This window comes from Roseomonas sp. OT10, assembly GCF_020991085.1.
Lineage (GTDB): Bacteria > Pseudomonadota > Alphaproteobacteria > Acetobacterales > Acetobacteraceae > Roseomonas > Roseomonas cutis.
On the sequence record NZ_CP087719.1, the window covers coordinates 3937303 to 3962590 of the forward strand.

Below are 25288 nucleotides of genomic sequence, written 5' to 3' on the forward strand. Positions count from 1 at the left end.
TCTGGGAGGGGACGGCGTCCCCTCCCGGTCCCACGCCGGAACACCACAGCACAACGGGTCAGGTCGTCCTGCCGTCCGGATCAGTCCGGCGAGATCCCCGCATCCCGCACCACGGTGGCCCAGCGTTGCAGTTCCGTCCCGACGAAGCGGCGGAAGGTCTCAGCCTCGCCGCCGACCGGAAAGAGTGCCTGCGCCCGAAGCATCTCCTGGGTCGCGGGCTCCCGGAGCCAAGCATTGGCGGCGGCGGCGAAGCGGGCGGTCAGCTCCGGGGTCATGGCGGGCGGTCCGAACAGCCCGTACCACAGGGTCACGCTCGCATCCGGCACGCCCGCCTCGTCCAGGGTCGGGACCTCGGGCGCCTCGGTCGAGCGGCGGTCGGCGCCGATCGCCAGCGCCCGCACCTGTCCCTCGCGCATCAGCGGCAGCGCCACCGGGACGGGCAGCATCATCGCCGCCACGCGCCGGCCGATCAGGTCCTGCACCGCCGGGGCGGTGCCGCGATAGGGGATGTGGGTCAGGTCGACCCCGGCCCGCAGCTTGAACAGCTCCATCGTCATGTGCTGCGCCGTGCCGTTCCCGGGCGAGGCATAGTCCAGCGCCCCCGGCCGCGCCCGGGCCAGCGCGACCAGCTCCGCCACGCTGCGGGCGGGCACGTCCGGCTGCACCACCAGCAGGACGTGGCCCTCGGCCAGGCGCAGGATCGGCGTGAAGCTGCTGCCGGGGTCGTAGGGCAGCGACTTCATCAGCGGCGGGCTCATCACGAAGGGCACGCCCTGGATCATCAGCATGCGCCCGTCTGGCGCCGCCCGCGCCACGGCGCCCGAGCCGATCACGCCGCTGGCGCCGGCGCGGTTGTCCACCACCACGGGCTGGCCCAGACGTGCCTGGAGGAAGGGCGCCAGCAGCCGCGCGAGCAGGTCCTGCGTCGTCCCCGGGGTGAAGGGGACGACGAAGGTAACCGGCCCGTCGGGCTGAATCCCCTGGGCCTGCGCCACCTGGGCCTGCGCCCCAACCAGCGCGAGGCCGCCAAGGCCGGCGACCGCACCCAGGGCCTGTCTGCGTCGCAGCATGCTCGGAACCTCCTCCCTCCTGTCGCGGGCGGATCGTCAGTCCGCCTTGATGTTCCCCTCGCGGATCACGCGGCCCCACAGCGCGATGTCGGACACGATCTGTGCCCGGAACGCCTCCGGCGTGCCGCCATCGGGCGTCATGCCCTGCGAGCGCAGCCGTTCCCGCGTTTCCGGCAATGCCAGCCAGGCGTTGACCTCCGCGTTCAGCCGCGCGATCAGCTCGGGCGGCATGCCGGGCGGGCCGAAGAGCCCGTACCACAGCGTCACGTTCTGCATGGGGAAGCCCGCCTCGGCGAAGGTCGGCACCTCCGGCGCCTCCTCGGCGCGCCGCTCGCTGCCGACCGCGAGGATGCGGATCTGCCCGTCCTTCGCCAGCGGCAGGGCGACGTGGATCGGCAGCATCATCGCATCCACCCGCCGCCCGATCAGGTCCTGCACGGCCTGGGCGGAGCCGCGATAGGGGACGTGCAGCAGGTCCAGCCGGTTGGTGAGCTTGAACAGCTCCATGATCATGTGGTGCGGCGTGCCGCTGCCCGGCGAGGCGTAGCTCAGCGCGCCCGGCTGCGCCCGGGCCAGCTCCACGAAGCCGCGCAGGTCGCGCGCCGGGGAGTCCGGCTTCACCGCGAGCACGACCAGCCCGCTGGCCAGGCGCACGATGAAGCTGAAGCCGGCCACGGGATCGTAGGGCAGGTTCGGCGTCAGCCCCGGGCTGGTGACGAAGGGATCGCCGAGGACCAGCAGGGTGCGCCCGTCCGGCGCCGCGCGGTTCACCGCCTGGGCGGCGATCATGCCGCTGGCCCCGGTGCGGTTGTCCACCACCACGGGCTGACCCAGCCGCGCCTGGAGGAAGGGCGACATCAGCCGAGCCAGGATGTCGTTGCCGGTGCCGGGGGTCGAGCCGACGATCAGGGCCACCGGCCCGTCCGGCTGGCGCGCCGGCTGCGCGCGCAGGGTCAGGGGGGCGAAGGCGGCCAGGCCCAGGGAGGCGACGGCGGCGGCGCGGCGTCGGGTCAGCATGCTTCGGACGATCCTCGTTCTTGCTTGCTTGGTGCCGGCCTCCCCCTGTCGGGAGGCCGGGGAAGTCGGCCGCACGGCCGGGCAGGCGGTCCCGCCGCCGCGCCCGGCCCCGCGGTCAGCGCGGCGTCAGGCCGAAGAAGGCCTCGGCGTTGCGGTAGTTGATCTTCTGCCGGTCCGCGTCGGACATCTCGATGCTCTCCAGCACCTTGATCGTCTCGCGGATGTAGCCGGGGCCGCGCTCCGGATCGAAGGGGCAGTCGGAGGCGAAGAGCACCTTGTCCGCGCCGTAGAACTCCAGTCCGCAGACGGTGGCGGCGCGCGAGCCGAAGACGGCGCTGTCCGCCCAGAAGTCCTTGAAGTACTCCAGCGGCCGCCGCTTCAGCCCGGCGAGGACGTGGCTCAGATCCTCGTCCGTGGTGCGCTTGCCGAGCTGGTCCCAGCCCGGGCCGACGCGGCCCTCGAAGTACGGCACCATCGCGCCCAGGTGGTGCGCCAGGAGCTTGAGGTTCGGCAGCTTGTCCATCACCCCGCCGAAGACCAGCCGGGCCATGGCGGCGCTGGTCTCGTAGGGCCAGCCGAAGGTCCACCAGATCTCGTACTTCGACTTGCTCTCGGTGATGTAGTCGGGCAGCTCGTTGCCGCGCGACGGGTGCAGCGCGATCGGCCGGTCGTACTTCGCCGCGACCTCGAAGATTGGCAGGAAGCGTTCGTCGTCCAGCGGCACGCCGTTGATGTTGCTGTGGATCTGCAACCCGTTCATGCCCAGGTCGCGGAAGGCGCGCTCCGCCTCCCGCACCGCGGCGTCCGGGTCGTTCATGGGCAGCGAGCCGACGAAGCCCGCGAAGCGGTCGGGGTGCCTGCGCACCAGCTCCGCCAGCCCGTCATTGGCCAGGCGCGCCAGCTCCACGGAGACCGCCGGCTCGCCCAGCTGCTCCAGCGGCGGCATGCCGAGCGAGATGACCTGGGTGTAGTCGTGGTGGCGGAACTGGTCCATGACCCGGAACCGCTCCTCCAGGTCGTAGATCGCGGGGATGCCGCGCATGCGGGAGCCGATGTTGCGCGCCGACCCTTCGAGGGTCTGCATGCGGTCCCAGAGCGGCTTGGGGAAGAAGTGGCAGAAGGCGTCGACGTAGCGCACGGCGTTCCTCGGCTGTTGTGGGCGGGCAGGATGCGCGACCCGGCCCCGGCAGGCCATGCGGATCGCTGGGTTCCGTCACGGATGCCGCCGCCCCCATGGCAGCGGTCCCGGTGGCGTGCCAGGGGGCGTGTCGGGGCGGCGTGTCAGGGCGCGGCGCGGTCCGGCACCCCGGCGCGACGGCACCAGTAGTCCCAGGCACGCCCGAAGCCCTCGCCGGGCAGGCCGTGCAGCAGGCGGGCGTTGATCTTCTCCACCTCGCCGGGGGAGAGGAAGGTCACCTCGCCCAGGCGGCCCGCGCGCTCCTGGAGCGAGGCGTTCACCTCCAGGTAGACGGCGGTATAGACCGCCTCGCGCACCGAGCGGCCGATGGTGGTGGAGCCATGGCCGCGCATCAGCACGGCGTTGCCGTCGCCCAGCCCGGCGGCGAGGTCGCGGCCCATGGGCATGTCGCAGACCAGCAGGGTGGTGTCGCCGAAGCGCCGGCGCGAATCCCAGACCGGCACCTCCGCGCCGATGGTGGCGCAGCTGTGCATGACGGGCCGCAGCCTCTCCTGCACGACGCTGTAGGCGACGACGGTGCGGCTGTGGCTGTGCACCACGGACATGACGTCCGGCCGCGCCTCGTAGAGGGCGCCGTGGATGGAGCGCTCCAGGAAGGGCTTGCGCGCGCCGGGCGACAGCGGCGTGCCGTCCAGCGCGTACTCCTCGATATCCTCGAACTCCACCAGCTCGGGCGAGCGGGCGCGCGCCAGCAGGTAGCGGGCGGGGTCGTCCGGATGCCGGGCGCTGACATGGCCGAAGGCGTCGCAGACGCCCTCGTTCGCCAGGATCCGGCTGGCGGCGACAAGATCCCGGGCAAGTTCATCGCGTTGCGACATCAGGGCCTCCCTCCATGGCCCGTGGCGGTATCGGCCAGGGCGGCGGCATCGGCGGGCGGCGCGTTGCCGCGCCAGACGACGTGCAGGTCGGGGCGCAGCAGCAACAGGTCGTGGCCATAGACCGCGCGCGCCGCCTCCTCGGCGATGTCCAGCACCGCCAGCGGCGCGCCGCGGGCGCGGAAGGCGGCCTCCAGCGCGTCGGTCTCCGCCCGGGTGCCGCCCAGGCGCAGCAGGGCGTAGCCGCTGTCGGGGATGTGGTCCTGGATGGCCGAGCCGTCGCGCATCCAGACATGCGGCAGCCGCGCGCCTGGCCAGGTGGTCGGGTGGTACTCGCGGAACAGGTGCTCCGGCCCGCCCGGGACGTTGTCGATGATCGGGCTGTCGACGTAGCGGTAGCCCAGCTCCGCCCCGATCATCTCGTTGGTCTTGCGCTGCTCCACCTCCGCGACATGGGCGAGGTTGTCGCGCGCGGCCTGTCCCGCAGGGGTCTCGTCGCGGATTTCCGGCCGCCACTGCGAGCGCCACTTGCGCCGGCCGAGCGAGGCATAGCGCGAGGCGCCGACATTGCGCTCGCCCACCTGGCGCCGCTCGACCTCGTACGAGCGGAGCAGGTTCGGCCCGCCCCAGCCGCGCAGCGTCGCCGCCAGCTTCCAGGACAGGTCGAAGGCGTCGCCCACGCCCGTGTTCATGCCCAGCCCCCCGGTCGGGATCACCAGATGCGCGGAATCCCCGGCCAGGAAGACGCGTCCCTCGCCGTAGCGGTCGGCCAGCAGCAGGTTCTGCCGCCATTCGCCGCAATAGAGCATCTCGTAGCGGACGGGCGTGCCGACGACGCTCTCGAACTGCGCCTGCATCGCCGCGTCGCTCTCGACGACGGCGTGCAGCGTCCAGTGGCGGGTGGAATCCTGCATGATCAGGAAGCTCGCCCGGTCGTCGGCCACGTGGTAGTGCCGGCCGCGCCCGGGGCCGTCACCGAGCGGCAGGCGGTCGAACAGCTCGTCGCAGCGGTACAGCGCCTGGCGGAGCTGCAGCAGGTTGCCCTCGCCGCGCAGGCGGATGCCGAGCTGGCGGCGGACCTGGCTCGCGCCGCCGTCGCAGCCGACGAGGTAGTCCGCGCGCAGGGTGCGGGTGTCGCCGTCGGGCGCGCGCAGCATGGCCGAGACGCCTTCGGCATCCTGGGCGAATTCCAGGAACTGGTGGCCATAGAGCAGGGTGACGCCGGGCAGCCCCTCCGCCACGGACTTCAGCAGCGGCTCCAGCGTGTACTGGGAGATGAGCTGGTAGGGCTCGGCCGGCTGGGTGCCGTCATGCGTGGCGGCCAGGGTGGCGCGCGCCTCCTCCACCGAGGGGTAGGGCAGGCGCAGCAGCGGCGGCTCCACCATGGAGAGGATGACGAAGACATCCATCGGCACGTCGGCGCGCAGCCCGGCGGCGCGGATGCGCTCCGACAGGCCGATGCGCCGGTACAGCTCCATGGTGCGGGCGTTGCACCGCTCCATCTTGGGCAGGAACTCGGGATGCGGCTTCTGCTCGACCAGGGTGCAGCGGATGCCGCGGCGCCCGAGGTCCACGGCCAGGGTCAGGCCGACCGGGCCGCCGCCGATGATGAGGACCTCGCTGTCCGGCATGGCGTTCCCTTCGCTTTCGGGGAACAAAGCTCCATCCTTGAACGGGGTCAAGTCCCAATATTCAGGATTAAAGCAAGGAGCGGTTGATGACCCCCGCCGCGAAGACGACGCGCTCCGCGATCCGCGCGGCCTCCTCCGGCGCCAGGTCCGGCTTGCCCAGGGTGATGCTAAGGCTGCCCAGGACCTGGTCGCCGCGCTCCAGGATGGGGGCGGCGATGCCGGTGACGCCCGGCGTCACCTGGCCATGGCTGCAGTCCCAGCCCTGCGCCCGCATCCGGCGCAGCGTCTCCCGCACCTCCGCCAGGGTGGCGCCGAGCCTCCCCGCCTCGAACTCCGCCGCATGCTCCGCATGGAGCCGCGCCAGGGCGGGCGGGGGGAGGTGCGCCAGGATGATGCGGGAGGCGGCACCCCGGAACATCGGCCTCCCCAGGCCGCGGGAATAGCGGCTGCGGAAGCGGGCATCCCCCTGTTCCTGATGGATGCACAGGACCCGGTCCCGGTAGCGGCGGCAGAGCAGCGCGATCCCGCCGATGGAGCCCGCCAGCTCCGCCATCACCGGCCGCGCCGCCGCGATCAGCGGGTCCCGGTCCCGCATGCTGCGGTCCAGCTCCATGATCCGCGGCCCCAGGGTGAAGCCGCGATCGGGCAGGGAGGCGACCAGCCCGGCATCCGTCAGGGTCTTGAGGTGGCGGTACAGGGTGGAGCGGGTGTAGCCGAGGGCCTCGTGTAGCGCCTCGAAGCTCAGCAGCCCCTCGGGCGCCGCCTCGATCTGGTCCAGGACGCGCAGCATGCGCTCAGGGCTGGATTGCGCCGTCAATCGGAGTTTGTCCTGACATATGGGATTGACCGATGTCCTTCCGCGCCACCCGATTGGCGCGGAGACGGATCGGCTTTAGCACCGGCGGGTCCCCGGCAGCCATATGCGCGGAACCCCGACCGGGCCCCCGAGGCTGATCCGGTCCGGTTGCCGGTGGCACGCCGGGGTCAGGCCCCGTCCCGGCTCCGGTATCGCGCGGGACGGCATCGCGCGGGAGGACACCGGCGCCCGGCACGATCCGACATGGCCCGCATCCCACCGCGGGACCGGCACGATGGCGGGCGATCGGGTCACGACGGACGCAGCCTCACGTCCGCCGCCGCGATGACGCCGCTCCGGGAGGCGGGGGGCGAGCCGCGAGGTCGCGATACAGCCCGTCGCGTGCCTGCCGCATGGCGGCCAGGAAGCGCCCGACCAGGGCGGGGCGCGGCCGGCCCTCCGGATACAGGGCGGAGATGGTGAAGGCGATCTGCGGCATGAAGGGCCGCACGACGAGCCCCCGGTCGCGGTAGCTCTGCGCCGTGAAGGGATCGACGATGGTCACCCCGGCCCCGCTCGCCACCAGCTCGCAGGCGATCGCGGTGATCGGCGTCTCCACGGTGATGTCCGGCTGCACGCCCTGCTCCGCGAGGAGCAGGCCGAGGGCGCGCTGCACCACGCTGTTCGGCCCGCTCCCGACGAGCTGGAGCCCGGCGAGGTCCTGCACCTCCACGGTCCTGCGCGCTGCCAGCGGATGATCCGGCGGCATGATGCAGACACTGGGCGAGGGATCGAACAGCTCCGTTTCCAGCCCGGGCCGCTCGGCGGCCAGCATGGCGAAGCCGATGTCGAACTGCTGCGTCGTCATCCAGCCCGGGATGGCGTCCGACCGTTGCACCTGCAACGACGCCGACACGCCGGGATGGTCCCGCAGGAAGCCCGCCAGCACGCGCGGGAGGAAGGCCTGCGCCAGGGCGGGCATGCTGAGGATGTTCAGATGGCCGACGCGGTGCGTGCGGATGCGCTCCGCATGCTGGAGGATCTTGTCCACGCCGGTGAAGGAGCGCTCCACCTCCTGGTGGAAGACCAGCGCCTCGGCCGTCGGCACGGTCCGCCCCTGCACGCGCGAGAAGAGTGGGAAGGCCAGGCTGTCCTGCAACTCGGCGATCAGCCGGCTGATCGAGGGCTGCGAGGTGCGCAGCAGCTTCGCCGCTCGCGTGAAGCCCCCGGACTGTATCACGGCGTGGAACGCTTCCAGATGCCGGTGGGTGACGGCCATTCGCCCTCCATTCCCCTGCGCCATATCAGATCCGGATGAGCACATCCAGAATCAGCGAATTGACAGATCGCCTGCCGCGCCGAGACTGCCCGCAAGAGCAAGACGATCCGGGACGCCGACAGGCCGGCAAGGCAAGTTCAAGGGGCTGCACGATGCAGATGGACCGACCGACGCTTCTTCCCATCCTCGGCCTGGCTTTGGGTGCCGCCCTCCTCCTGGGGAAGCCGGCCCAGGCGCAGCAGACGCTCTACGTGGCGGGCTACGGCGGTTCCTTCGAGCGCATGATGCGCGAGCGGATCATCCCGCCCTTCGAGCAGGCCAACAACCTCCGCGTGGAATACGTCGCCGGCCAGTCCACCGCGACGCTGGCCAAGCTTCAGGCGCAGCGCGGGCAGCAGGAGCTGGACATCGCCATCGTCGATGACGGGCCGATGTACCAGGCGGTGCAGTTCGGCTTCTGCGCGCCGATCGAGGCGTCGCCCGTGCTGAACGACCTCTACCCGCTGGCGCGGCTGGACGAGAAGGCGGTGGCCTTCGGCGTCGGCGCCACCGTGCCCGTCTACAACGAGCGCGTCTTCGCCGAGAAGGGCTGGGCCCCGCCCGCCTCCTGGGCCGATCTCGGCAACCCCGCCTTCCGCGGCCAGCTCGCCCTGCTCGGCGCGGCCAGCACCACGGGTCTGCACGGGCTGATCATGGTCGCCCGCGCCAAGGGCGGCGGCGAGGCCAACATCGATCCGGGCTTCGCCGCCTTCCGCAGCGAGATCCGGCCCAACGTCGTGACCTTCGCGCCCTCCGCCCCGAAGATCGAGGAGCTGCTGCAGAGCGGCGAGATCTCGCTCTCCGTCCTCTCCCGCTCCCGCGTCACCGCGCTGCGCGCCATGGGCCTGCCGATCGCCGCCGCCACGCCGAAGGAAGGGCCGGTCGCGCTGATGACGACGATCTGCCCCGTGGCGAAGAGCACCGTCTCGCCGGCGGCGCAGGCCTTCATCCGCCACATGCTCTCGCCGGAGATGCAGCGCATCTTCGCCTCCGGCGGCTACGGCCCGGTGAACCGCACGACGCAGCTCACCGAGAAGGAGGCCGAGGCGGTCCCCTTCGGCGCAGAGGCGGTGAACAGCCTGGTGACGCTGGACTGGCCGACGATCAACCGCCAGCGCGCCGCCTGGACGCAGCGCTGGAACCGCGAGATCGAGCGCTGAGCGCGCGGCGGCCGGCCCGGCAGCGGGCCGGCCGCCAGGACGGACACAGGACATGGCCAAGATCGCCGTCGAGGCGCTGACCAAGCGCTTCGCCCATTTTGTCGCCCTGCACGGCATCGACCTCGCCGTGGAGCCGGGCGAGTTCATCGCGCTCCTCGGCCCCTCGGGCTGCGGCAAGACGACGACGTTGAACATCATCGCGGGCTTCGAGGCACCGAGCGGCGGCCGCGTGCTGCTGGACGGGCGCGACCTCGCGGGGGTGCCCGCCAACCGCCGCGGCATGGGCATCGTTTTCCAGAGCTACGCCCTCTTCCCGCACATGACGGTGGCGGAGAACGTCGCCTTCGGGCTGGAGATGCGGCGTGTGCCGAAGGCGGAGCGCGACGCGCGGGTGCGCCGCACGCTGGATCTGGTGGGGCTTTCCGCCATGGCGGACCGCTACCCGCGCCAGCTCTCCGGCGGGCAGCAGCAGCGCGTGGCCCTGGCCCGCGCCATGGCGATCGAGCCCGAGCTGCTGCTGCTGGACGAGCCGCTCTCCAACCTCGACGCCAAGCTGCGCGAGGGGATGCAGGTGGAGCTGCGCGCCATCCAGCGCCGCGTCGGCACCACCACCCTGATGGTCACCCACGACCAGGCGGAGGCGCTCGCCACCTGCGACCGCATCGCCGTGATGGAGGCGGGGCGCATCGTGCAGTACGCCGATCCGCAGAGCCTCTACGACGCCCCGCGCAGCGCCTTCGCCGCCGGCTTCGTCGGCCGCTCCTCGCAGCTGCGCGGGCAGGTGGTGGCGGGGCCGGACGGCCCGGCGCTGCGGCTGGAGGGCTGTGAGGCGCCGCTACCCGGTGTGCTGGGCGGCTGGTCGCCCGGAGAGGCCGTGCTGCTCGCGCTCCGCCCGGAACGCGTCGCCATCGGCCCGGTGGGCGAGGGCATGCTGCAAGGGCAGGTGACGGCGCGCGTCTTCCAGGGCAGCGCCTGGCTGTTCGAGGTGACGACGCCGGCCGGGCGGGTCACGGCGGCGCAGTTGCACCGCGGCACCCCCGCCTTCCGCGAGGGGGATGCGGTCTCGCTCGGCTGGTCCTGGTCCGACGCGGTGCTGCTGCCGGCGGAGCCCGCCCGTGGCTGAGGTCGCGCGGCGGCCCGGCCCGCCCATCCTGCTCAGCCTGCCGGCGCTGCTCTTCTTCGCCGCGCTGCTGGTGACGCCGCTGGTGATGACGGTGGCGCTCAGCCTCCAGGCCTTCGACCTGAACACGGGCGCCACGGGCGGCTTCACCTGGCAGAACTACGCCGACGTGCTGACCGATCCCTACTACCACACCATCTTCGGCCGCACCCTGGGCATCGCGGTGGCCACCACCCTCGCCTGCATCCTGCTGGGCGCGCCGGAGGCCTATATCCTCTCGCGCATGCGCTCGCCCTGGCGTTCGGTCTTCCTGATCGTCTGCCTCAGCCCGCTGCTCATCTCCGTGGTGGTGCGGACGCTGGGCTGGGCGCTGCTCTTCGGCCGCAACGGGGTGATCAATCAGGCGCTGGGCGCGCTGGGGCTGGGCGGCGGGCCGATCCCGCTGCTCTACACCACCCACGGCGTCGTCATCGCCCTGGTGCATGTGGCGCTGCCCTTCATGGTGATCTCCGTCTGGACCTCGCTGCAACGGCTGGACCCACGCGTCTCCCACGCCGCCGTCTCGCTCGGGGCCGGGCCCTTCACCATGTTCCGCCGCGTCATCCTGCCGCAGATCATCCCCGGCATCCTGTCCGGCTCGCTGATCGTCTTCGCCATGGCCGCCAGCGCCTTCGCGACGCCCGCGATCATCGGTGGGCGGCAGCTCAAGGTGGTGGCGACGGCGACCTATGACGAGTTCCTGGGCACGCTGAACTGGCCGCTGGGCGCCGCCCTCGCGATCGCCCTGCTGGTCGTCAACGCCGCCATCATGCTGACCTACAACCGGGTGCTGGAGCGCCGCTACGCGAGGTTCGCCGCATGACCCGCAACGGCCCGCTCAGCCTGATCTTCCACGCCGTCTTCGTGCTGTTCATGCTGGCGCCGCTGCTCGTCATCGTCTGGATGGCCTTCACGCCGGAGAGCCTGCTGGTGCTGCCGACCACGCGCTTCTCCCTGCGCTGGTTCGCGGCGATCCTGAACAGCCGGCAGTTCCTGGACGCCTTCGGCTTCAGCATCCTGCTCGGCCTGCTCGCCGCGACCTGCGCCATGCTGCTGGCGGTGCCCGCGGCGCTGGCCGTGGCGCGGCACCGCTTCCCGGGACGGGACGGCGTGATCGCGCTGTTCCTCTCGCCGCTGATCATCCCGCACGTCGTCCTCGGCGTCGCCTTCCTGCGCTTCTTCACCGGGATAGGCGTGCAGGGCAGCTTCGCGGCCGTGCTCGCCAGCCACGTGCTGGTGATCTTCCCCTATGGGCTGCGCCTCGTCCTCGCCGCGCTGGTCAGCGCCGATCCCGCGCTGGAACGGGCGGCGCTCTCGCTCGGCGCCTCGCGCTGGACGCTGTTCCGCCGGCTCACCCTGCCGCTGATGCTGCCGGGGGTGGCGGGCGGCTGGGTGGTGTCCTTCATCCAGAGCTTCGACGAGGTGACGATGACCGCCTTTATCGCCACGCCCTCCTCGATGACGCTGCCGGTGCGGATGTACCACTACATCGAGGAATCCATCGATCCGCTGGTCGCCTCCGTCTCCACCGTCGTCATCCTCGGCACCTTCGTCCTGATGCTGGTGATCGACCGCATCTACGGGCTCGACCGCATGCTCGTCGGCAAGGGGCGCTGACGCCCCCGCCCTTCCCTTCCGTCCGGATCAAGAGGTCCTTCGTATGAAAGCCATCGTCGTGGGGGCCGGCATCGTCGGCGCCTCGGTTGCCTATCGCCTCGCGCAGGCCGGCGCCGCCGTCACCCTGGTCGAGGAGCGCCGCATCGGCGGCGGCACCTCCGGCGTCACCTATGCCTGGGTGAACGCCTGCGAGAAGCTCGCTTCCCGCCCCTATTTTGAGCTGAACATGGCCGGCCGCCGCGCCCACGCGGCGCTGGCCGAGGAGCTGGACGGCGCGAAGTGGTGGTACCATCGCCCGGGCGTGCTGCAATGGCAGCATGCCGAGGCGGAGGCGGGCGGGCGCGACGGCGCCGAGCCGACGGACAAGCTGAAGCGCCTCCAGGAATGGGGCTATCCCGCCGAGCCGCTGGACCAGGCCGAGTTGCTGAAGCTGGAGCCGGAGATCAGCCCGGCGGTGGTCGGCAACGCGCCGGTCATCCACTACCCCGGCGACGGCTGGGCCGATGCGCCGCTCTGCGCCGCGGCGCAGGTGGGGGCGGGGATGGAGCGGCACGACCTCACCCTGCGGATCGGCAAGGTCGCCGGGCTGGAGGTGCGGGCCGGGCGCTGCGAGGGCGTGCGGCTGGCGGATGGCAGCGTGCTGGGCGCCGACCTGGTGGTGAACTGCGCCGGGCGCTGGTCCAACGAGGTCGCGGGGGAGGCGGGCATCCCCCTGGCGCCGACCTACGGCATCGTCGCCTATACCCCCGCCGTGGGGCTGCGGCTGCGGCGCGGGCTGCGCACGCCGCTGATCAACCTGCGCCCCGATGGCGGCGGGCGGCTGCTGCTGCGCTCCAACGAGCTGGACCGGCTGGTCACCTCGCTCGACGGCGCCGTGCCCTCCCACCCGCAGGCGCAGGAGCTGCTGCGCCGGGCGAAGCTGACCCTGCCGGCCCTCGGCCCGGCCGAGGTGGAGGCGGTGCGCATCGGCATCCGTCCGGTGCCGGGCGACAGCTACTCCGCCGTCGGGCCGGTGCCGGGCCTGTCCGGCTACTACCTGGCGGTGACGCACAGTGGCGTGACGCTCGGCCCCTTCCTCGGCCAGGCCATCGCGCAGGAGGCGATCGAGGGGCGCGAGGCGCCGGAGCTGGCCGAGTTCCGCCCGGCGCGGTTCTTCCGCTGATGCGCGTCGGCATCCTCGGCGCCGGCGCCGTCGCCTATGGCAGCGCCGCCTTCCTCTGCGCCAACGGGCACGAGGCGCGGCTCTGGTCGCCCTCCGGTCGCCGCACGGAGGCGCTGGCGGCCGGCGCGCCGCTGGTGAGCGAGGGCGTGGTGGCGGGAGAGTTCCATCCCGTCATCGCCGGCAGTTGCGCCGCCGCGCTGGACGGCGCCGATGTCGCGCTGGTCGCCCTGCCCGCCAATGGCTACCGCATGGTGCTGGAGGCGATGGCGCCGCATCTGCGCCCCGGGCAGGTGGTGATCGTCAGCGCCCATGCCTCCTTCGGCGCGCTCTACCTCTCGCGGCTGCTGGCCGCGCGCGGGCTGGAACTGCCGATCGTGGCGCTGAGCACCACGGTGCTGCGGGCGCGGCAGACCTCGCCGACGCGCGTGCGGGTGGCCACGCTGCGCGGCAAGGTGGACATGGCGACGGTCCCCGCCGCCGCGGCGGCGGAGGGGCTCGCCGCCTGCAACGCGCTGTTCGGCGAGCGCTTCCTCCCGCGTGCCGACCTGCTCGCCGTGGCGCTGAGCAACGTCAACCCGCAGAGCCACCTGGCACTCGCGCTGTGCAACTTCACCCGCATGGAGAAGGGCGAGGCCTGGGGGCAGAGCGAGCACATGACGGAGTCCGTCGGGCGCCTGCTGGAGGCGGTGGATGCGGAGCGCCTCGCCATCGCCGCCGCCTTCGGGCGCGAGGTGCGCAGCATGCGCCAGCACTACAGCCTGACCTACGGCCTGCCCGACGCGCCGGTGGCGGAGAGCGCCCGCATCCTGGCCGCGCGCGACGCGCCGACCCTGGGGCCGGCCACGATCCAGACGCGCTACACGCTGGAGGACGTGCCCTTCGGGCTGGTGCCTCTGGCCTGGCTGGGGCGGCTGGCGGGGGTTCCCGTGCCGCTGCACGAGGCGGGGATCGCGCTGTTCTCCGCTCTCTACGGACGTGACCTCGCGGCGGAGAACGACCTGCTGCCGGCGCTGGAAGCGCAGGGATTGGCCGAGGAGATCCTGGCCGAACGGGGCATCGGCCGCAGCCCGGCAGCGGCAGGAAACTGACATTGCCGTGTCGATCGCCATTCCGCGGCGCCGAGCAGAACCGTTTGATCTGTTTGAGGGTGATGCGTGCGATGGCGAGGGGGGGAAGGCTTGGCCGTTATCGGCGCGGCGCTCGTCGCGGATGGCCAGACGGCGGTCGTGGCTGAACAGGCATAGGCGCCCTCTCCAAGCCGGCACGCTGCTTCTTCCAGCGCCAGCGGGCCTGCTCCGAGATGCCGAAGCTTGCGGATCAGGTCGGCCACCGGCAGGTCCATCTCGGCCTGCCTCAGCGCCGCCACGGTCTGCTCCACGGAGAATCTCTCCGTCATGGCCGATCTCTCCATCCATCATGGGGAAATCTGCCGAAGAACCATCACCAGATCCGGGCCCCCTCCGCTGGTTCGCCTCATACCGTGCACCGCACCGGGAGGCGCCGCTGTCGAATCCAGGATAAAAGAAGGCACAGGCTGCAGCGGTCGTGGCGAATGGTGTTGTTGCCCTGACCTTGCTCCGGCATCGTGACCGAGGCAGCGACTGAAAATGATGTCATGCTCCGCGGTGGTCCTTCGACCATCGTGGCGGCCATGGATAAAGCAGTAAATTTATTGCATCAGGCAAAGGACCGGAAATTCGCCGAAAGGCATGATTTTTCCACCACCATGCTCAATGAATCCCAATCAAACCCAGCTTTACGGGACTTGTCTTTGAAATAGACGACACCGAAACGGGTTTGTTTTCGCAAACAAGCGAAATAGTCTACGTTCGGGCTGCGCAACCGGGGGCCCGATCTGAATGCCTGTGTATGCTCATTCGGTCAAAGGCCAGTCGCCAGAAAGCTGGGAACAGCTTTCCGACCATCTCGAGGAGGTCGCCGATCTCGCTGCATGCTTTGCGGCGCCATTCGGCTGGTCCCCTATGGGCCGCGTGGCGGGCCTGTTGCACGACATCGGTAAGGTCTCCGCCGCCTATCAAACCTACATCGCGGCCCCGCCCCGCTCCGGGCGCAAAGGACCGGACCATTCGACGGCCGGGGCGAGGGAGGCCTTGGCCGCCTATCCGAAGGCAGGTGGCCCGCTGCTTGCGGGGATCATCGCAGGGCACCATGCCGGCCTCCAGGATGGCAGGACGCTACGGGAGGGGCGGCTGAGCCCCGACCATTCCCTGGAGGCCTATGATGGATGGCAGGCGCATGCCGGTCCCTTGCCGCCTGCCCGGGACATGGCGCCGCCGGCCGGCTTCCGGCCCTCCCGGCATCCCGGCTTCTCCCAGGCATTCCTGACGCGGATGCTGTTCTCGTGCCTGGTGGATGCCGATTTCCTGGCGACGGAAGCCTTTTTTGCCCGGACCAGGGGCGAGGCCCCGCACCGCGGCGGCCATACCCCGCTGGACACGCTCCGCCAGCGCCTCGACGCGTCCCTGGCGGCCCTGCCGCCGACGGGAGCGCCCGAGGTCATCGCGTTGCGGCAACGGGTGCTGGAGCATGCGCGGGAGAAGGCCGCACTGGCACCGGGCCTCTTCACCCTCACCGTGCCCACCGGCGGCGGCAAGACGCTGACCTCGCTCGCCTTCGCTCTGGAGCATGCGCGGCGGCACGGGCTGCGGCGCGTGGTCTATGTGGTGCCGTTCACCGCCATCATCGAACAGACCGTCGACGTGTTCCGCAACGCCCTGGACACGCAGGACGACGTGCTGGAGCACCATTCCGGCGTCGACTGGTCGGGCGCGGAATCGGAGGAGGGAACGGAGCCGGACAGCCTCACCCGGCTGCGGCGCGCGGCGGAGAACTGGGATGCGCCGATCGTCGTCACCACCGCGGTGCAGTTCTTTGAGAGCCTCTTCGCCAGCCGCACCGCCCGCTGTCGCAAGCTGCACAACCTGACCAGGGCGGTGATCGTGCTGGACGAGGCGCAGACCCTGCCGCTGCCGGTGCTGCGCCCCTGCATGGCGGCACTGGAGGAGCTGGCGTGCAACTATGGCAGCAGCGTCGTGCTCTGCACCGCCACCCAGCCCGCGCTGCGGCGGACAGACGGCTTCGAGGATGGATTCTGTCTCGATGACACGCGCGAGCTGGCCCCGGACCCCCGCGCCCTCTACGCCGCGCTGAAGCGCGTTCGGGTGGAGGTGGCGCCGCAGCCCGTCCCCGACGCCGCGATCGCCGCACGCTTCGCGGGCCAGCCGCAGATGCTGTGCATCGTCAACAGCCGGGCGCATGCCGCGGCGCTGTACGGGACCATCCGCGGACTGCCCGGGGCGATGCATCTCAGCACGCTGATGTGCGCGAAACACCGGCGCCAGGTGCTCGCCGAGGCACGGGAGCGGCTGCGTGGTGGGGAGCCGGTGCGGCTGGTCTCCACCAGCCTGATCGAGGCGGGGGTGGACATCTCGCTGCCCGAGGTCTGGCGCGCCGCGGCGGGGCTGGATTCCATCGCCCAGGCGGCAGGCCGCTGCAACCGGCACGGAGAGCTGGCGGCCGGTCGGGTGGTGGTGTTCACGCCGCAGGAGGACAAGGTGCCGCACAGCCTGAAACAGTTCCGGCAGGCAGCGCAGGGCGTTCTGGGACACACGGAGGATCCACTGGGGCTGGAAGCCATCCAGGCCTATTTCCAGGCGCTGTACTGGACGCAGGGTCGCGAAGCACTGGATGCGACTGTGGTGGACGGGCATCGCGGCGTGCTGCCGGCCCTGGCCGAAACGCGCAGGACCGGCGAGTTCCCGTTCCGCAGCCTGTCCGAAGCCTTCCGGATGATCGACGAGACGATGCTGCCGGTCGTTGTCGCCTGGGATGACGAGGCTGCGGCTCTGCTGCGCAAGATCGAGGCGATGGAGCGGCCACTCTCCGCTGACCTGCGGAAGCTGCAGCCCTACACCGTGTCCGTGCCGCGGCAGGCGCGGGCACAGTGGCTTGCATCGGCGGCGTTGCGTCCGGTGCATGTCGGGCTGGGCGATACGCTGCTGACCTTCGTGGCTGAGGCGCCTTACGACCCGCAGACGGGGTTACGGCTCGGCGATAGCGCACTGCTCCGACGAGCAGAGGAAAACATATGGTGAGACTTTGTCCAGGGCCATAATTCAGCACTTAGGCGGTACCATCTTATTTTAGAAGTATCGTCTGCCGAACATCTTCAACCTGACGCAAGAAGCTTTACCATTATCTGCGGAAACTGACGCGAATCGACCCAACGCCTTCGCATTTCGGACGCACAGCAGGTCGGGAGGAAGATATGTTGCTTTCTTTGCACTCGGCGTGAGCTTCGGCGTCCGGCTGCACGTCTGGGGCGACCGCGCCTGCTTCTCCCGTCCGGAGATGAAGGTCGAGCGTGTTTCCTACGATGTCATCACCCCTTCCGCCGCACGCGGCATCCTGGAGGCGATCCACTGGAAGCCGGCCATCCGCTGGGTGGTGGATCGGCTCCACGTCCTGCGCCCGATCCGCTTCCAGTCCTTCCGCCGCAACGAGGTGTCCAGCAAGATCCCCGGCCCCACTGCGGAACGCGCCATGCGGGCGGGTTCCGTCGCCGGGCTGGGGATGGTGATGGAGGAGGTGCGGCAGCAGCGCGCCGCCACCCTGCTCGTCGACGTCGCTTATGTCATCGAGGCGCATTTCGTCATGACGCCGCGCGCGGGCGCCGAGGACACGCCGGCCAAGCACCTGTCGATGTTCAACCGGCGCGCCGAGGCCGGCCAGTGCTTCCATCGTCCCTGCCTCGGCACGCGGGAGTTCGCCGCAGAGTTCGCGTTGCTCCCGCCCGGGGCCCCGCTGCCGGCGAGCACCCTGCCGCCGGACCAGCGCGACCGCGACCTGGGCTGGATGCTGCACGACATCGATCACGGGGCGGACGCGGTCTCGCGCTTCTTCCGGGCGCGGATGCAGGACGGGGTGGTGAATGTGCGTGCCTGCCTGGAGGAGGGCAGCGCGACGTGACCATCCTCCAGTCGCTCGACCGCTACTACGACCGCATGGCTGCGCGGGGAGAGGCGGAAGCGCCCGGCTACTCCCGCGAGAAGATCGGCTTTGCCATCGTGCTGTCCCCGGAGGGCAAGCCAGCGGCGCGGCTGGACCTGCGCCAGCAGGCCGGCAGAAAGCTGCTGCCCCGCCTGATGGAGGTGCCGGCCGCCGTCAAGCGGACGGCGGGCATCTTGCCCAACCTGCTCTGGGACAAGAGCGCCTATGTGCTTGGCCGGACCGCCGGCGAGGGACGCCGCACGGCCGAGGAGCATGCGGCCTTCCGCAAGCTGCATCTGGACCTGCTGGCGGACACGAAGGATCCGGGTCTGCTGGCGCTGCGCCGCTTCCTGGAGGCCTGGCAGTCGGAACACTTCGACGCCCCGCCTTTCGAGGCGGAGATGCTGGACGCCAACCTGGTTTTCGCGCTGGAGGGCGAGCACCGCTACCTGCATGAACGGGTGGCCGCGCGCGCCCTGGTCGCGGCGCGCGCGGGCGGCGAGGGAAAGCGCGCCTTTTGTCTGGTCTCCGGCGTGGAGGCGCCGATCACGCGGCTGCATCCGACCATCAAGGGGGTGGAAGGCGCGCAGAGTTCCGGCGCGGCGCTGGTCTCCTTCAACCTCGAAGCCTTCAGCTCCTACGGCCAGGAGCAGGGCGCGAATGCTCCGACCTCGCAGGTCATCGCCTTCCGCTACGGCGCTGCGCTGAACCGCATGCTGGATCGGGGCAGCCGCAACCGCCTGCCGCGCCCGATCGGCGACACCACCGTGGTGTTCTGGGCCGATGCCTCGGGCGTCGGCGAGGTGGCGGCGGAGGCCGCCGAGAGCGCCTTCGATACGCTGTTCAACCCGCCCGCCCCGGAAGGCGACACGGCGCGCGACGGCGAGGAGGCCGCGAAGCTGCGTGCCCTTCTCGCCGCGCTGCATGAGGGCCGCCCGCTGCGCGACGCCGACCCGAAGCTTGCCGAGGGCGTGCGCTTCCACATCCTGGGCCTCGCACCCAATGCCGCGCGGCTTTCCGTGCGCTTCTGGCTGTCGGACGACTTCGCCATCTTCGCCCGCCGGCTGGCCGACCACTACGCGGCGCTGACGATCGAGCCGCCGCCCTGGCGAGCGCTGCCGCCCTCGGTGAACCGGTTGCTGGTGAAGACCGTCGCCTTGCAGGAGAAGTTCGACAACATCCCGCCCCTGCTCGCCGGGGAGGTGACGCGCGCCATCCTCGCCGGCACGCCCTATCCGCGCAGCCTGCTCGCCGCCGCCATCATGCGTCTGCGCGCGGGCGACGATGCCGGCACCGGCTGGCACGCCGCCGCGATCCGCGCCGTGCTCGCCTCGCACCACCGAAAGGAACCGCCGCCCGTGAGCCTCGACCGGGAGAATGCCAGTCCGGCCTATCAGCTCGGCCGACTCTTCGCGATGGCCGAGATCGCCCAGCGTGTCTCGCTGGGCACGGTGAACGCCACCATCCGCGACCGCTACTTCGGCGCCGCCTCCGCCACGCCGGCCAGCGTCTTCCCGCTGCTGCTGCGCGGAGTGCAGAACCATCTCGGCCGGCTGCGCAAGGAGGGCAAGGGCGGCTGGATCGAGAAGGAGATCGACCAGATCTTCGCGCAGCTCCCGCCCTCGCTGCCGCGCTCGCTCGCGCTGGAGAAGCAGGGGGAGTTTGCCATCGGCTACTACCACCAGCGCAGCGCGCGCATCGGCAGCAGGTCCGCCGTGCAGACCGCGGACGAGGATGAGAGCAAGAAAGGCCATACCGATGAGTGAGACGGCCGCGCTGACCCGCCGGCACGAGTTTGTGCTGTTCTTCGACGTCACCAACGGCAACCCGAACGGCGACCCGGATGCGGGCAACCTGCCGCGCCTCGATCCCGAGACCAACCGCGGCCTGGTGTCGGACGTCGCGCTGAAGCGCAAGCTGCGCAACTATGTGGCACTCGCCCGGGGCGACCGTCCGGGGCACGAGATCTACATGCGCGACGGCGCCACGCTGAACCTCGAGCACAAGCGCGCCTGGGCCGCCGTGATGCCGGAGGTGACCAAGGCCGACGAGCAGAAGAAGCTGCCGAAGGACGAGGCCAGGGCCCAGGCCCTGACGCGATGGATGTGCGCGAATTTCTGGGACATCCGCAGCTTCGGCGCGGTGATGACCACGGGGGTCAATGCCGGGCAGGTGCGCGGGCCCGTGCAGCTCACCTTCGCCACCTCGGTCGAGCCGGTGCTGCCGCTGGAGATTTCCATCACCCGCCTCGCCGCCACCACCGAGAAGGATGCGGAGGAGAAGGGCGGCCGCACCATGGGCCGCAAGCACATCATCCCCTATGGCCTCTACCGCGCGCACGGCTTCGTCTCCGCGCCGCTCGCCTCGCATCCGGTCAAGGGCACGGGCTTCTCCGAAGCCGATCTCGACCTGCTGTTCGAGGGTCTGACGCAGATGTTCGAGCATGACCGCTCCGCCGCCCGTGGCGAGATGGCCATGCGCCGGCTGGTGGTGTTCCGGCACGCCACGGCGCTGGGCAATGCGCGGGCCAGCGAACTCTTCGACCGGGTGCGCTGCTGGCGCCGCAAGGGGGACAGCCGCCACCCCGTGGGCGCGGAGGCGATCGACAACTGGCCTGCCGCTCGCAGCTTCGCCGACTACGACATCACCGTCGATCGCGATGGGCTGCCGGAAGGGGTGGAAGTGATCGAACGTTGAGTTCGGCTCCGTGCTCGCGCCCAGCCCGGAGGCCGAGGATGGGCTGATCCCGCTCTCGGCCTTGCAGCACCAGCTTTTCTGCCCGCGGCAATGCGCGCTGATCCATGTGGAGCAGCTATGGGCGGAGGATGCTGCCACCGCCGAGGGCAGGCTGCTGCACGACCGCGTGGACGCCGGCAGGGGCGAGACCCGCCCCGGCCTTCGGATCGCGCGCGGCATCGCCCTGCGCTCCCTGGCGCTGGGCGTGGTGGGCAAGGCGGATACGGTGGAGTTCCGCGGCCGTCCGCCGCAGCCCTACCCGGTCGAGTACAAGCGCGGCCGCCCCAAGGCGCATCGCGCCGACGAGGTGCAGCTTTGCGCCCAGGCACTTTGCCTGGAGGAGATGTTCGGCACCGCCGTTCCCGAGGGTGCGCTGTTCTACGGCCAGACCCGACGCCGGGTGGTGGTGCGCTTCGACGAAGCGCTGCGGGCGCTGACCGCCGCCACGGCGGAGACGGCGCGGGCGAACATCCTGGCGGGCGTGACGCCGCCGCCCGTGCTGCAACCCGGTTGCCAGCGTTGCTCGATGATCGACCTGTGCCAGCCCGGCCGCCTGGAGAAGCCGCCGAAGGTGGCCAGCTGGCTCGCGCAGCAACTGGTGGCGGAGGAATGATCCGATGCGACGCATGCTGAACACGATCTACGTGACGCGCGATGCTGCCTGGCTGCGCAAGGACGGTGCCAACCTGGTGGTCGAGGTGGAGGGCCAGGAGGTCGGCCGCGCGCCGCTCCACATGCTGGAGGGGCTGGTCACCTTCGGACGCCCCGGCCTCTCCCCCGCGCTGATGGCGGCCTGTGCGGAAGGCGGCATCGCCATGTCCTGCCTTGATCCGAACGGGCGGTTCCTGGCTCGGATCGAGGGCTCGCGCAGCGGCAACGTGCTGCTCCGTCGCACGCAGTACCGGCTGGCCGACGATGTGGTGCGGGCCGTGCCGGTGGTACGCGGGATGGTCGCCGCCAAGGTGGCGAACCAGCGCACCGTGCTGCTACGGGCGCTGCGCGACCATGGCGCGGGCATGGACGCGCCGGCGCGGGGGGCCCTGGAGCTTTGCGCCGCACGGCTTCTGGACCAGGCACGGCGTATCCTGCTGGCGGCGGAGATCGACCTGCTGCGCGGATTGGAGGGCGAGGCAGCGGCCCTCTACTTCGGTGTCTTCGGGCATCTCGTCCGGGCGGCTGATCCCGTCATGGGCTTCACCACGCGCTCGCGGCGGCCGCCGCTGGACCGGATGAACGCGCTGCTCTCCTTCCTCTATGCGATGCTGGGGCATGACTGTCGCGCCGCGTTGGAGGCGCATGGGCTGGACCCGCAGGTCGGCTTCCTTCACCGCGACCGGCCGGGCCGCGCCGGGCTGGCCCTGGACCTGATGGAGGAGCTGCGGCCGGTGCTGGCGGATCGGCTGGCGCTGAGTCTGGTCAACCGCGGGCAGATGCGGGGCGGCGATTTCATCATCGAGGAGGCTGGTGGTGTGCGTCTGACCGACGAAGCCCGGAAGCAGGTGCTGGTCGCCTGGCAGGAACGCAAGCGCGACACGCTGCGGCACGGCTTTCTGGGGGAGATCGTGCCGCTGGGGCTGGTTCCATACCTGCAGGCCCAGCTCCTGGCGCGGCATCTGCGCGGGGATCTGGATGGTTATCCTGGCTTCTTCTGGAAGTAGGGGCATGCCATGCTGATGCTGGTCACCTATGACGTCAGCACCGTCACGCCGGAAGGCCGGCGGCGGCTAAGGCGCGTGGCGCGCGCCTGTCTCGATCGTGGCCAACGGGTGCAGAATTCCGTGTTCGAATGTGACGTCGACCCAGCACAATGGGCGACACTGCGCGCACGGCTGATCGCCGAGGCGGACCTGGAGCAGGATAGCCTCCGGTTCTACAAGCTGGGTGCATCAGGTAAAGCACGGGTGGAGCATCTGGGCGCCAAGCCCATCCTGGACCTGGACGGGCCGTTGATCTTTTAGGGCCTTCGGCGTGGCGCGAACCACAAGCGGTCACGAAAGTGCTGTGAGGATCGCGCGCGGCCGAGGCTGCTGAATACGCCAAGGAAAACCGGCTGGCTGGGATTGCGTGTTGCGTCCAGGAGCCAGCCTTGAAGCAGGTTCGCATCCGCTTTTCTCCATCCGTTTGATATGTCAGTGCTTTTTGTGCAAGGCGTCGCTCCCCGCGCGGGGGCGTGGATCGAAACAAGGGCTTCGTGCGCCGGGCTGGACGCGGAGTCGTCGCTCCCCGCGCGGGGGCGTGGATCGAAACCAGGCCGAGAACGCGGCGCTGAAGGCGAAGCTGGAGTCGCTCCCCGCGCGGGGGCGTGGATCGAAACGGCGGGTGCCCGCTGCTGCCGTCGCGGAGTCCCTGTCGCTCCCCGCGCGGGGGCGTGGATCGAAACCGGGGATTGTCGAGGAACCACTCGCGAAAGTCTTGTCGCTCCCCGCGCGGGGGCGTGGATCGAAACTACGGCACCTTCACCGGCACGCCCGATACGGGGGCGTCGCTCCCCGCGCGGGGGCGTGGATCGAAACGGTAGCCCCCGGTGGCACATAGACCAGATCGGGGAGTCGCTCCCCGCGCGGGGGCGTGGATCGAAACCTGTGCCGCCGCATCACTGGCGCAGCCACAAGCGGTCGCTCCCCGCGCGGGGGCGTGGATCGAAACCTGGGTCAACGGCTCCGATGCGCGCGTGAAGGACGTCGCTCCCCGCGCGGGGGCGTGGATCGAAACGACTATGAGGACGAGCTGGGCGTCTCGGTCAACGGTCGCTCCCCGCGCGGGGGCGTGGATCGAAACGTCATGATCGAGAACAGCCGCATCCAGTCGGACGTCGCTCCCCGCGCGGGGGCGTGGATCGAAACCCCGTGGTACGGCGCGAAGGCGGGCTTCCAGGTGTCGCTCCCCGCGCGGGGGCGTGGATCGAAACGGACGGTCAACACCCTGAACCGCGTCGTCTCCCGTCGCTCCCCGCGCGGGGGCGTGGATCGAAACTGCCGCACCTGACGCATGCCGCGCCGCCGTGCCGGTCGCTCCCCGCGCGGGGGCGTGGATCGAAACTGCTCGTCGCTGTCGTCCTCGACGTTGTAGGTCGTCGCTCCCCGCGCGGGGGCGTGGATCGAAACGCCAAGGCCGAGGAGCAGGAGGCGCTACGCTCCCGTCGCTCCCCGCGCGGGGGCGTGGATCGAAACCAGCACGCGCGCGAGGTCGCGGCCGCACTGCGGAGGTCGCTCCCCGCGCGGGGGCGTGGATCGAAACGTGGACGTGCTGCTCCCGGGCGGGAACCCGTAGGTCGCTCCCCGCGCGGGGGCGTGGATCGAAACCTCGACACCGGCCTGGGGAAGACCCTGTGCGAGCGTCGCTCCCCGCGCGGGGGCGTGGATCGAAACGCGTCCGTCAGGGCGACGCCGCGCTTGCGGATGGGTCGCTCCCCGCGCGGGGGCGTGGATCGAAACATCCACGCAGCCCACTGCTCGTCGGTCTGCTCGGCCGTCGCTCCCCGCGCGGGGGCGTGGATCGAAACGCGGCCCAAGTGGAGACCCGCACCGAGGCGGACATGTCGCTCCCCGCGCGGGGGCGTGGATCGAAACTTGCGTCAATCCCGATCACCTCTTCGCAGGTACCGTCGCTCCCCGCGCGGGGGCGTGGATCGAAACAGCCACCCGGGTGGGTCCGGCGCCCGCAGCAGCAGTCGCTCCCCGCGCGGGGGCGTGGATCGAAACTTCAGCCGCAGGTAGAGGTCGTTGATGATCGCCTGGTCGCTCCCCGCGCGGGGGCGTGGATCGAAACCTGCAGCACGCCCGGCACGCGCCAGACCTCCGCGAGTCGCTCCCCGCGCGGGGGCGTGGATCGAAACTTCAAGCAGGTGGGCGAGTCCCACGCTGGCTGGGACGTCGCTCCCCGCGCGGGGGCGTGGATCGAAACACTTCTCGTAGTAGAAATTGGCCGGCGTGATGCCCTGGTCGCTCCCCGCGCGGGGGCGTGGATCGAAACACCTTGCCCTACAGCGGCCAGTCGAAGCCGATTGTCGCTCCCCGCGCGGGGGCGTGGATCGAAACCTTGCGGCATCCGGCGGTCTGCTCGCCGTACCACCGCAGCGTCGCTCCCCGCGCGGGGGCGTGGATCGAAACTCGCAGGGCAACCGCGACGCGGCCGAGCAGGCGGTCGCTCCCCGCGCGGGGGCGTGGATCGAAACCAATTTCAGGCGGTCAGAGGCGTGCTGGGCACAAGGTCGCTCCCCGCGCGGGGGCGTGGATCGAAACCCCGGCTACATCGGCCGCCTGGCCGAGATCAAGAGTCGCTCCCCGCGCGGGGGCGTGGATCGAAACCTGGCGGTGTGCCGGGCGCTGCTGCCGCCGCGCCGGTCGCTCCCCGCGCGGGGGCGTGGATCGAAACTCCGAGGTGTGGGGCATCGCGCAGGCCAACCCGAGTCGCTCCCCGCGCGGGGGCGTGGATCGAAACATGGTGCGCGAAGCGCCGGAGGCCACCAGCTCGCGTCGCTCCCCGCGCGGGGGCGTGGATCGAAACTGTCCGATTTTGTCCAGCCCGGCACCCACCCACCGTCGCTCCCCGCGCGGGGGCGTGGATCGAAACCAGCAGTCCCCGGTGCCAGCGAGCGCG

Annotated in this window: 21 protein-coding genes, 1 pseudogene and 1 CRISPR repeat array (1 of these 23 cut by a window edge); of the genes and pseudogenes, 14 read left to right on the top strand and 8 right to left on the bottom strand. The window is 71.0% G+C overall.

The features are described 5' to 3' along the window. Positions 1-80: 80 nt before the first annotated feature. From LPC08_RS17925 to LPC08_RS17955, 7 genes are all read right to left on the bottom strand, one after another. Positions 81-1070, bottom strand: a complete 990-nt coding sequence (locus LPC08_RS17925; protein WP_230449597.1) for a Bug family tripartite tricarboxylate transporter substrate binding protein — start codon at positions 1068-1070, stop codon at positions 81-83. A gap of 36 nt (positions 1071-1106) precedes the next feature. Next, complete coding sequence (locus LPC08_RS17930) at positions 1107-2087, bottom strand: Bug family tripartite tricarboxylate transporter substrate binding protein (protein WP_230449598.1); 981 nt, start codon at positions 2085-2087, stop codon at positions 1107-1109. Positions 2088-2202: 115 nt separating this feature from the next. Next, positions 2203-3225, bottom strand: a complete 1023-nt coding sequence (locus LPC08_RS17935) for an amidohydrolase family protein (RefSeq protein WP_230449599.1) — start codon at positions 3223-3225, stop codon at positions 2203-2205. Between the two features lie 143 nt (positions 3226-3368). Then, the gene (locus tag LPC08_RS17940) at positions 3369-4103 is read right to left on the bottom strand and encodes a class II aldolase/adducin family protein (protein WP_230449600.1); all 735 of its coding nucleotides are present in this window, start codon (positions 4101-4103) and stop codon (positions 3369-3371) included. Beyond that, positions 4103-5731 (bottom strand): FAD-dependent monooxygenase, encoded by a 1629-nt coding sequence (locus tag LPC08_RS17945; protein ID WP_230449601.1) that lies wholly within the window; start codon positions 5729-5731, stop codon positions 4103-4105. The genes LPC08_RS17940 and LPC08_RS17945 overlap by 1 nt, the downstream gene beginning before the upstream one ends. A 67-nt stretch (positions 5732-5798) precedes the next feature. After that, a complete protein-coding gene (locus LPC08_RS17950; protein ID WP_230449602.1) occupies positions 5799-6521 on the bottom strand; it encodes an IclR family transcriptional regulator in 723 nt (240 codons plus the stop codon). 334 nt (positions 6522-6855) lie between these two features. Further along, positions 6856-7806, bottom strand: coding sequence for a LysR substrate-binding domain-containing protein (locus tag LPC08_RS17955; protein WP_230449603.1), 951 nt, complete (start codon positions 7804-7806; stop codon positions 6856-6858). 158 nt (positions 7807-7964) lie between these two features. Here LPC08_RS17955 and LPC08_RS17960 point away from each other — a divergent pair, with 158 nt between their 5' ends. Genes LPC08_RS17960 through LPC08_RS17985 form a run of 6 tightly spaced genes read left to right on the top strand, consistent with a single transcriptional unit; the run spans position 7965 to position 14031 of the window. Beyond that, the gene (locus LPC08_RS17960; RefSeq protein WP_230449604.1) at positions 7965-9005 is read left to right on the top strand and encodes an ABC transporter substrate-binding protein; all 1041 of its coding nucleotides are present in this window, start codon (positions 7965-7967) and stop codon (positions 9003-9005) included. Positions 9006-9057: 52 nt separating this feature from the next. Beyond that, on the top strand, positions 9058-10128 hold the full coding sequence (locus LPC08_RS17965; RefSeq protein ID WP_230449605.1) for an ABC transporter ATP-binding protein: 1071 nt from the start codon (positions 9058-9060) through the stop codon (positions 10126-10128). Continuing rightward, the gene (locus LPC08_RS17970; protein ID WP_230449606.1) at positions 10121-10987 is read left to right on the top strand and encodes an ABC transporter permease; all 867 of its coding nucleotides are present in this window, start codon (positions 10121-10123) and stop codon (positions 10985-10987) included. Before LPC08_RS17965 ends, LPC08_RS17970 begins: the two co-directional genes overlap by 8 nt. After that, positions 10984-11781, top strand: a complete 798-nt coding sequence (locus LPC08_RS17975; protein ID WP_230449607.1) for an ABC transporter permease — start codon at positions 10984-10986, stop codon at positions 11779-11781. The genes LPC08_RS17970 and LPC08_RS17975 overlap by 4 nt, the downstream gene beginning before the upstream one ends. 43 nt (positions 11782-11824) lie before the next feature. After that, positions 11825-12943, top strand: coding sequence for an NAD(P)/FAD-dependent oxidoreductase (locus LPC08_RS17980; protein WP_230449608.1), 1119 nt, complete (start codon positions 11825-11827; stop codon positions 12941-12943). After that, positions 12943-14031 (top strand): NAD/NADP-dependent octopine/nopaline dehydrogenase family protein, encoded by a 1089-nt coding sequence (locus LPC08_RS17985; RefSeq protein ID WP_230449609.1) that lies wholly within the window; start codon positions 12943-12945, stop codon positions 14029-14031. The genes LPC08_RS17980 and LPC08_RS17985 overlap by 1 nt, the downstream gene beginning before the upstream one ends. Before the next feature lie 163 nt (positions 14032-14194). Here LPC08_RS17985 and LPC08_RS17990 read toward each other — a convergent pair. Then, positions 14195-14339, bottom strand: a pseudogene (locus LPC08_RS17990) (transposase); the annotation flags it as partial. Positions 14340-14528: 189 nt separating this feature from the next. On the opposite strand from LPC08_RS17990, the gene LPC08_RS17995 reads away from it, so the two are divergent. The 8 genes from LPC08_RS17995 (at position 14529) to cas2 (ending at position 22647) form a co-directional block, all read left to right on the top strand. After that, positions 14529-14723 carry a hypothetical protein gene (locus tag LPC08_RS17995; RefSeq protein WP_230449610.1) on the top strand — a complete coding sequence of 65 codons (195 nt, stop codon included), beginning with the start codon at positions 14529-14531 and terminating at the stop codon, positions 14721-14723. Between the two features lie 79 nt (positions 14724-14802). Further along, a complete protein-coding gene (locus tag LPC08_RS18000) occupies positions 14803-17058 on the top strand; it encodes a CRISPR-associated endonuclease Cas3'' (RefSeq protein ID WP_230449611.1) in 2256 nt (751 codons plus the stop codon). 196 nt (positions 17059-17254) lie between these two features. Further along, positions 17255-17932, top strand: coding sequence for a type I-C CRISPR-associated protein Cas5c (gene cas5c, locus LPC08_RS18005; protein ID WP_255702284.1), 678 nt, complete (start codon positions 17255-17257; stop codon positions 17930-17932). After that, positions 17929-19719: a type I-C CRISPR-associated protein Cas8c/Csd1 gene (gene cas8c, locus LPC08_RS18010; protein WP_230449612.1), complete on the top strand. Its 1791-nt coding sequence runs from the start codon at positions 17929-17931 to the stop codon at positions 19717-19719. The genes cas5c and cas8c overlap by 4 nt, the downstream gene beginning before the upstream one ends. Beyond that, complete coding sequence (cas7c, locus tag LPC08_RS18015) at positions 19712-20650, top strand: type I-C CRISPR-associated protein Cas7/Csd2 (RefSeq protein ID WP_230449613.1); 939 nt, start codon at positions 19712-19714, stop codon at positions 20648-20650. The genes cas8c and cas7c overlap by 8 nt, the downstream gene beginning before the upstream one ends. A gap of 10 nt (positions 20651-20660) precedes the next feature. Continuing rightward, a complete protein-coding gene (gene cas4 / locus LPC08_RS18020; protein WP_230449614.1) occupies positions 20661-21302 on the top strand; it encodes a CRISPR-associated protein Cas4 in 642 nt (213 codons plus the stop codon). 4 nt (positions 21303-21306) lie between these two features. Further along, on the top strand, positions 21307-22347 hold the full coding sequence (gene cas1c, locus LPC08_RS18025; RefSeq protein ID WP_230449615.1) for a type I-C CRISPR-associated endonuclease Cas1c: 1041 nt from the start codon (positions 21307-21309) through the stop codon (positions 22345-22347). Positions 22348-22356: 9 nt separating this feature from the next. Beyond that, positions 22357-22647, top strand: coding sequence for a CRISPR-associated endonuclease Cas2 (gene cas2 / locus LPC08_RS18030; RefSeq protein WP_230449616.1), 291 nt, complete (start codon positions 22357-22359; stop codon positions 22645-22647). Between the two features lie 192 nt (positions 22648-22839). Further along, positions 22840-25288: a CRISPR direct-repeat array (repeat unit 32 nt; unit sequence GTCGCTCCCCGCGCGGGGGCGTGGATCGAAAC) (it continues 1295 nt past the right edge of the window).